The following is an 8,960-nucleotide window of genomic DNA, read 5'->3' on the forward strand; positions in this document are numbered from 1 at the left end:
AATAAGAAAAAACAAAATAATTTTTTTACTTTTTTTTTTTTTTTTTTATTTGCAAGAAAAAAAACTCACAAACAACAAATTTATAATAAGTTATTAATATTTTAGTGATGTGTTATATAAAAATAATATTAACTTTTCTATAGGTAAAAATAAATTTAAATTATAATTATCTAACTATGGAAAACCATGAAAGTTATTTAGTAGAAAAACTGGAAGTACTAGGAAGATGAAAAAAAACACGCAAATATGCGTTATTTTTTGCAATATTTATTATTGCCACTAGTTTGTATCTTGTTATTAATTCAATTTTGACTAACAAAGTTGAATTTGTTTTAGTAGATGCATATTATTTTATTAGTTTTGCTAATTATTTTGGTAACTTTAGTGCGCTTTTTTACTTTACATATCAATCAAATTTGTTATTTGGTTTTATTTTACTTTCATATGTACTTTCAAAAAATCGTAAAAAATTTCAATTACTTTTTGCAGCAACTTCAATGACTACAGTGGTTTTAATTGTTTTTTGAACAGTGATAGCTTGACACATAGATTTTTCTAGTTTTGAAGGCCTATTTTCTTCAGCTACTGTGCATTTTTTAAACCCTATTTTAGCTATAGTGAGTTTGTTTTGATTTAGAAAAGATTATCAAGTAAGCACCAAAGGAATGTTATTATCATCAATTTATTCTTTTGCCTACTTGATATTTTGTGCCTTATTATATGCGTTTACAGTTAAGCAATGACTAAGCAAAACATATACTCACAATGGTGATATTATTTATTTTTACACCGGTGTAACAATTTATCCTTTTTTAAATTTTTTACACCCCTTTTTCTACTCTGGTGGATCAATGTTTGTTTTATTTTTATTAAATTTAATTATGATAGTATTATCATTTTTAATGCCTTATGGACTTGGAAAAATGTTTATTAAATTATTTAGTATCAAAAGTAGTGAGTGAAAAATGAGTCATTTTGTGGGGCAAAATTGTAAAGTTTTTTGAAGATTTTGTAGACAATGATTCTTGATTTTTAAAAGCTATATCATAAAAAAAGTGAGAAACAATAATGGCTAAAATTGTCTTGGGATTATCAGGTGGAGTGGACTCATCTGTTTCAGCTTATTTATTAAAACAACAAGGTCATGAAGTCATTGCTGTTTTTATGCGCAATTGAGATTCAACGCTAAATAATGATATCAAGGGCAATGACAGTTATCAAAATAATGTTTGTCCTCAAGAATTAGATTGACTAGATGCACAAAAAGTAGCTACTCAATTGGAAATTCCAATTTTTCGAGTTGATTTTGTTGAACAATATTGAAATGAAGTATTTGCAGACTTAATTAGTAAATATAAAAATGGTAAAACACCAAATCCCGATATTTTGTGTAACAAAAATATTAAATTCAAACATTTTTTGAATTATGCTTTTAAAGAACACAAAGCTGATTTTATAGCTATGGGCCATTATGCTCGAACTGAAAATGGCAAGTTGTTTGCTGGAAAAGATACAAACAAAGACCAAAGCTATTTTTTAGCTCAACTTACAAACGAGCAACTTTCAAAAGTTATTTTTCCGCTTGGAAATCTTACTAAAGTTGAAATTCGTCAGATAGCTACTAAAATTGGTCTAGCAACTGCTACAAAAAAAGATTCAACTGGAATTTGTTTTGTTGGAGAGCGTAGATTTACGGATTTTCTACAAAACTACATACCAACAATGCCAGGTAATATTGTAGATATCACTACAGGGAAAATAATTGGTGAGCACCCTGGTGCGATGTATTTTACAATTGGACAGCGCAAAGGTTTAGGTCTTAATGGAATGGAGCAACCTTATTTTGTGGTTGGCCACAAGTTGGATGAAAAAGTTTTATATGTAGCTCCACAAAACCAAAGACAATGACTTTTATCAAACAAACTACTTGCAAGTAGTTTAAATTTACTTAATAAAAATTTTAATCCTAATAATTTAATGGTTAAATTTAGATATCGCCAAACACCAGTTAGTGCTAAAATAGAACTTATTGATAAAAATAGCTTTTGAGTTTTCTACGATGACTTTGAAGCTGTAACTCCAGGTCAAGAAGTTGTTGTTTATGATGGTGATGAGGTTGTTGTTTCAGGACAAATTCAAGAAATTTTTTATAATGACAAAAAATTAGATTATTTGTAAGTTGTTTTGAAATTTTAAATTTACAAAAAATCTTTCTTAATTTTTCCCAAAAAACCGACACAAATCACTTTGAAAAAAAAAAAAAAAAAGTAAAATGTTAATTGTTGGCAATAATTTATATTTATTGCCAACAATTAAAAAAAAGGAGGTAAAATATGAACACATTTGGCCCAAATGATAGAGCGAATGTTAATAATCCAAATAACAGTGCTTATAAGGATAATAACGATAATCACGCAAATCAATTAAATCCTAACCATTCAGAATATCGTGGTTAAGATTTAATTTTAAAAAGATCCCTTAATTTAATTAAAGGGATCTTTTTTAATTATTTGTGCAAAATTAATCTATATATATTGGGATTTGCATAATGCTAATTGGATAATAGATATTGTAAACTGCTTGTGAAATTTCATCAACTATCCTTTTACTCATAACATCTTTGTTAAGTGTTAAAAAGAATGATAATCGATCACGAAACACTTCTTCTTTATGGGTAACAAAACCAATGTAAAGAAAATTACCTGTTGATAAAATTTTAAGATCACTAACATCAACACCTGCTATATCTTTTTTTCGTTGAACCATATTTTCCATTGTAAGGGGAGTCATCATTTGAAATGTTTTTAATTCGTCATATGATCTCATATCAAATTCTTTATTAAAATTTGAATTTTCTAATTTTATCTTTTTCATCCCTGCGTAATTATTGCTAAAATCAAATAATGATGACTTAGACATAAAAAAACTAAATGGGTTTCTAATTTTACTAGTATCTATTTTAATAACAGTTGTGTAGGCGTAAGAAACACGAACCGTTTTATCTTCTACAACCACTTCTTTTCTTCATGTTGCACATTCAAAGCATGCATTGTGTTTTGAATGTAAAATAAGATGATTTGAACCGTGTGCTCTAAAAAAATCATAGCCACGGCGAACTAGTGAATTATACAATGATAATTCAATTTCACTTAAAAATGGAAAAGAATCTTCGTCTATTTCTTTACTGCTAATATATTGAATATCAGCATTTAGTAATGAAAAAGCTAGTTCATATAATTGGTGAATATTCAGTGCTCAATGAATTGAATATTTTATATCTCTTCTTTTGAAAAATCAAAAAATACCAGAAACTACAGCCGCTACTAATCAAATCATATCGACAATTACCAAAGGCAAAATAACTTTTATATTAACTCGCCAAATAAGTGCTGTAATTATTAAAAAAAGTATAAAAAGAGCACCAAAACTAAGTGTTAACACTCTTCTCAATCTTAGTGTCTCAAAATCATCTCTTTTCCAAATTTCATCTAATTTCGCATCAACTATAGGTTTAAGCTTTTCATTAATATTGTTTAAAAATGTTTCTTTTGTAGTATAATCGCGAACTTTTTGTATCATATTTATCCTAATTGTTTAATAATTTTATAATTTTTAAATAAAAAAACCCAAAATTTTTTGGGTTTTCTGTTTTGTTATAATAAATTTTATTTATTATTAATAGATTTATAGTATTCAACTACATTTGTAGCTATGTTGCTATTTTGAGAATCAGTTGATGAACTACTATTGGAATTTAATTCAACATTTTTTTCAAAATCACTAAGCACACATCTTTTTTCAAATCTTTTAATTAATCAATAGTTAATTACTGGAAAACTAAAGAAAACTATCAATTGAAAAATAAAGATTAAGAAACTACCTAGATTGGTTAGTATTAAGCCATTATCTTCAAAAATACCAGCTGATGAGTTTCCAAATGTGTTTTTTATAACAGCTTCTACCTGAGAATAAACAAAAGCTACAACTGCAACCAAAATCAACAAACTAGCTATAACACCTGAAATTCAAAACAAAATTGCATTAATTGGTTTTCCTGTAAGTTGACTATGTAATTTTGTTGGATTTTTATATTTTTTAATCATATATAAAACCATAATAGCCATATATAGACCATAAAAAATTAGTGATGGAAAATTAGACATTGCATCCGCAACAACATCACTACCATATCCATAAGCCTCTTGTCCTAGTATAGGGTGTTCTTTAGGAAGTGGTGCTGCTATAGATGGTATAAGAGTTATAAGTCCTCACATTACAAGACCAAAAATTAAATAAAATAACACAGCTTTATCTTTTCCAAATTTTTGTTTAATTTTTTTAGAACCAAAAATTAAATCTAATTTAACAAGGTCTTTAATTTGATTGATGAAAAATGCATTAATTGAGTTATTAACCCCATATGTGGAAATTAATAAAAATGCAAAAACAAAAATTGTAACAGGTTTAGCTGCTGATTTAGGAAAGGCATCTCTAATTAGTCCATCAATTGAACCTTTTGAGTGTAGAGCAGATGAAAGAGCAATTAATGTATAAATTGAAACAATTAGAATCATTGCAACAATAATAATAAGAGGAACTCTTTTTTCAGCCTTGTCTACTTTATTGTGCAATGAACCTACTGATAAAAATGAGTCATATGCAAATAAAACGGCTGGTAAAGCTAAAATTAATTTAGAAAAATCAAATGGATGTGATTCTTTACCTTTAATAAATTGACCTGTTGCATCTTTAACTCCATTTATGTAGTCACTTCCAAAAGCACTTTGTCCACCGTCGTTGTAGGTGGTTGCTGCAAAAATACCTGCAAATAAAGCCACAACTAATGGAACAAATTTTAAAATTGTAGATGTTAACGCAACATAACCTGAAGCTTTAACAGATAGTCAGTTTAAAATTGTGAAAAATTGTAAAAAACCAATGGCTATTAGAATATGAACTCAAAATGGTAGTTTAATTTCAACACCACTAGCTTGATTGATAAAAAAGACTGTAACTTCTGAAGCTATAATGGACAACAAAAGTGTCAAAATTACTAAATAATAAAATGAATAATTAAAAACTGTAGCATAACCTGCTTTTTTACCACCTGTACGATATGCTCAGTTAGCAAGTCCGTTTAATTTAGATGGTTTTAAAAAGCTAATTTCAGAATAGTTAATGGCAGCCATCAATGAGATAATTCCTCCAACTATTCATGCAAATAATCAAGCATACCCATTACCATCAGTTGCCTTAGAGATGCTCCCATTTTTAAAGAAAATACCAACACCAACAACTGAACCAACAAGCATCGCCATTGCGGCAAAAAAACCTAATTTTCTTGTTTTAGCTATTGTCATAATGTAACCTCCTTTTTAATATAATTAATAAATTTAAAACATTATTATTATAAAGGAAAAAGTAAATTTTTCCATATTTATTCTATAAAATCTCATAAATAATATTTTTTTCTTTTATTTTAAAGGTTTATAATTATGTTATTATGAAAAAGAAATTTGTTGTTGCACTTCTAATACCCCTTAATACACTTTTTGTTGCTTGTTCAACACAGACTTTTTTGAATGATCAATTACCAAAACTTAACATTGATGAAAAAAAAGATTCAAAGGAATCTAAAAATGATAATAATTCTTCGTCAATAAATAATTTAAATAATAATAGTCATAATAGCGATGTAGAACCAAAATCTAACTCAAAAGATTTAAAAGATAATAATCAAAACCCGACAACAAATTTAGATTCTAAAGATAAAAATGACTTAGAATCTAAAGGTATTTTTCATTATTTAGAACAACAAAATAAAAATTTAAATAATCCATACAATTTAAACTTAGAGCCAAATAATGATTTTGAATTAAATCATCCTGATTTAGAAAATATTAAACAAAATAGCAATGATGATATGTTAATTCGAATTTTTAAATCACTCAAAAACAATCTAAAAGATAATGAAACAGAAATTGTTCCTTCTAAACTAAATCCAAACTCCAATTTTCATAAATATAAACAAAATGATTCAAATAATAACCGAGATGAAAAATTTGTAAAATTAGATCCTTCAAAAAATTTTGACCAAATCAACTCACGCTCACTCATTGATTTTAATCCTAATTTATTGTCTAAAGCTATTCCAACTACACAAAATGTGCATTTTAGTCCTTTTTATAGACGATTTGATCTAGACAATAGTGATAATGTTATTAAATCTGAGAATGATTCAATGTTTTTAGGTGCACAAAATAATAATCTTAACATTTATTTATTAGATAAAATTAAAAAAAATTATGGTAACAATGGTGTTTCAAACATTAAAAATTCTTATTTAAACCCAGAAAGTTGAAGAAAAATTTTGAATTTGAAATATGTTGGTTTCAAATCAGAACCTTATGAAGACAAAGAATATGAAAGTATTTATCAAAGAAATGTTCGTTTTCCCACAGGTACAGGTATTTTACTAGACAACAATAATAGAGAGGCACTTTTTTTAACCAATTTTCACGTGCTAAATTTAGGATCTTATTTTTGAAATAGCATGAATTCTATTAACACAAGTCCTGATGGTAAATTTTATTACATTGATAAATCGCTTGGAACTTTTTTAAAATGATATGACAATGGAAAAATTAACACTTTAAATAACATTACCTTGGTAAAGCTTTGACAACAAAAATATATTTACGATAAGAAAAAAAGTGATTCTAAAATTCAGAATGTAAGTTCAACGGAAGTAACTAAATATTTACAAAACCTTTATAATAAATATTTTGAAGTTGCTAGTTTTCATAGATATGGACAAGATGTAGCTGCTTTTTATTTTAAATATAGAGATTTTATATCAGATGTTAGTCAAGCATTAGATTTTTATAATAAAACAAAAACTCATTGACATTTCCCGGAAGAATATCAAAAAATCGAGTGAGAAAAGAGTATGAATGAACTTAATGAGCAATTCAAGGCTTTTGAAAGTTTTTGAGAAAAAATGTCAAAACTTTTACCACTAAAATTTTCAAATCATGTGTGAAAACCCGATGATATAGACTATACAGCCAAAATTGGGTTATTTTATCCTGGTGATGCTAGTGCTAAAAACTTTTTTAAAGGTGTTCAATTTAAATATGATAGCAAACAAGTACCAAGACCACTTTTTTTAGCAACAAATGGTCCTGGAGCTTCTGGTTCAGGTGTTTATAATTTAGATGGTTCTTTAGCTTTTATTAATTCTGATATTATTTTAGATAATGATAAAGATCTAACTAATCAATTATATTATGATCAAAACAACATGTCATCATACCTTTCTCGAGGTGTTGTTTTTGCAACTTCTGAATATAATTTAATACCAGAAATTCAAGCATTGTATTTAAGAGATAGTAAAGGAAATCTTTTAAGAAAAACAATAGAAGATACTCCCGCTAAGGCTCATGATGATGATTTAATGCACAGTGAATATATAGATTTTGAGTAAATACAATCTTCAATTTATTTTTTTAACTTTAAATGTTTTTTATACTTTTATAACAATAACTTGACTTTATCAAGTTATTTTTTTAAATATTTTTACACCTTAGTTTCAAAAAGGTGGACACGAATCGCTTTTTTTTTTTTTTTTTTAATAAAGTATAATAACCAAATTACACACATATATATAGTGTGTTTCATATCAATAAATAATATTTTAAAAAAATTCAAAAAAGGAAATTTATGAATAAAAAAAATAAATTGATTATGGTTGGCTCTGTAGTTCTTGGTGGTTCAATAATTACTGGTATTGCTGTATCTTTGTCACAAAAAACTAATGAACTAACTCCAGAACAAAAACAAGAACAAGAAAAAATTACTGCATTAACTAAAGAATATAAAACTACATTAAGCGAAGCGAATGATAAACTTGGAGAGCGCAATCCTGAACTTAGTGCAATTCAGAGCGCATTACCCAACAATCCTACTTCTGATGATTTACAAAAGGCTATAAATAAAATCAATGAACTTATCAACACCAAAAAACAACAAGATGATGATAGTAAAAAAACTAAAGAAGATAATGGGTCAACAAATTCACCAAATAGTAATAGTGAACAACAAGAGGGTACTAAAACTGGAAGTGACGAAAAAACTGAAAAAAATAATGGGTCAGTAAGTTCACAAAATAGTAATAATGAAAAACAACAAGAGGGTACTAAAACTGTAAGTAGAGTTGTAAAAACAACTGAAGAAAATAGTATAACAGCAAAATCAATGAAATCCCAAGTAGATTCACAAAGTAAAGCCACTAAAGATCAACAAAACCATACAAAAGTTAATAAAACAGTTGAAAATTCTATTGAATCTATCAAAGAAAAAGTAGCGGGTCTAAAATCCACATTAATTCCTATTAAATTTTACTTTAGTGGTGGATATTTTTACTTAAAATTACAAACATCTCAAACAATATATGATAAAATAAAAAATAATAGACTCGAATTTGAATTAAAACATGTAAAAGATGGAATTATTAATGTAATCAATGATCGAGCAGCTGAATTCGATGATCATAAAGGTCATAATTTGACTTATTTATATTATTCAAAAGAAGGTGGGAATAATGTCTCATTTGTAATTAGTTCAGAGCTAAGTTATGGAAGTAATACCTTTGAAAAGGGAGATTACGAAGTTGCAAGTGTTTGATTATCAAATGATCATTCTAAAACAAATTTATTAAAAAATGAGAGTAGCACAATAAAAATTTAATAACATAAAATATTAATTTTTTTTGTAACAAATCTTAGAAAATAGTAAATCCATTTAAACTCAAGACAATATTAAATATTCTGAGTTCAAATGGATTTTTTATTATCCTTAACAAAAAGTGATTTGAATTATTTTGGTGTTATTCATATTTAATTTAAGCATAGTAAAATATATTATAAACTCTATAATCTTTTTTTAAAAGAAGTATTATC

General features: G+C 26.6%; 7 protein-coding genes. 5 read left to right on the forward strand and 2 right to left on the reverse strand.

Annotated features, from left to right (window positions below):
• The first annotated feature begins 176 nt into the window (after window positions 1-176).
• The 3 genes from ACJHWB_RS01635 (at window position 177) to ACJHWB_RS01645 (ending at window position 2,456) form a co-directional block, all read left to right on the forward strand.
• Window positions 177-1,076 carry an MAGa3780 family membrane protein gene (locus ACJHWB_RS01635; RefSeq protein WP_483132767.1) on the forward strand — a complete coding sequence of 300 codons (900 nt, stop codon included), beginning with the start codon at window positions 177-179 and terminating at the stop codon, window positions 1,074-1,076.
• Window positions 1,069-2,178, forward strand: a complete 1,110-nt coding sequence (gene mnmA / locus ACJHWB_RS01640; protein ID WP_483132768.1) for a tRNA 2-thiouridine(34) synthase MnmA — start codon at window positions 1,069-1,071, stop codon at window positions 2,176-2,178. Before ACJHWB_RS01635 ends, mnmA begins: the two co-directional genes overlap by 8 nt.
• A 155-nt stretch (window positions 2,179-2,333) precedes the next feature.
• Entirely contained in the window at window positions 2,334-2,456 is a 123-nt protein-coding gene (locus ACJHWB_RS01645) for a hypothetical protein (RefSeq protein ID WP_483132769.1), read from the forward strand.
• Window positions 2,457-2,520: 64 nt separating this feature from the next.
• Here the strand turns inward: ACJHWB_RS01645 and ACJHWB_RS01650 are convergent, their stop codons facing one another.
• Both ACJHWB_RS01650 and ACJHWB_RS01655 read right to left on the reverse strand, forming a co-directional pair.
• Complete coding sequence (locus tag ACJHWB_RS01650) at window positions 2,521-3,579, reverse strand: DUF3137 domain-containing protein (protein ID WP_483132770.1); 1,059 nt, start codon at window positions 3,577-3,579, stop codon at window positions 2,521-2,523.
• Window positions 3,580-3,665: 86 nt separating this feature from the next.
• The gene (locus ACJHWB_RS01655) at window positions 3,666-5,360 is read right to left on the reverse strand and encodes an APC family permease (protein ID WP_483132771.1); all 1,695 of its coding nucleotides are present in this window, start codon (window positions 5,358-5,360) and stop codon (window positions 3,666-3,668) included.
• 143 nt (window positions 5,361-5,503) lie between these two features.
• Here ACJHWB_RS01655 and ACJHWB_RS01660 point away from each other — a divergent pair, with 143 nt between their 5' ends.
• Window positions 5,504-7,486: an Mhp366/Mhp367 family surface (lipo)protein gene (locus ACJHWB_RS01660; RefSeq protein WP_483132772.1), complete on the forward strand. Its 1,983-nt coding sequence runs from the start codon at window positions 5,504-5,506 to the stop codon at window positions 7,484-7,486.
• Between the two features lie 236 nt (window positions 7,487-7,722).
• The gene (locus tag ACJHWB_RS01665; RefSeq protein ID WP_483132773.1) at window positions 7,723-8,748 is read left to right on the forward strand and encodes a hypothetical protein; all 1,026 of its coding nucleotides are present in this window, start codon (window positions 7,723-7,725) and stop codon (window positions 8,746-8,748) included.
• Window positions 8,749-8,960 lie beyond the last annotated feature (212 nt).

This window comes from Mesomycoplasma sp. (assembly GCF_056854695.1).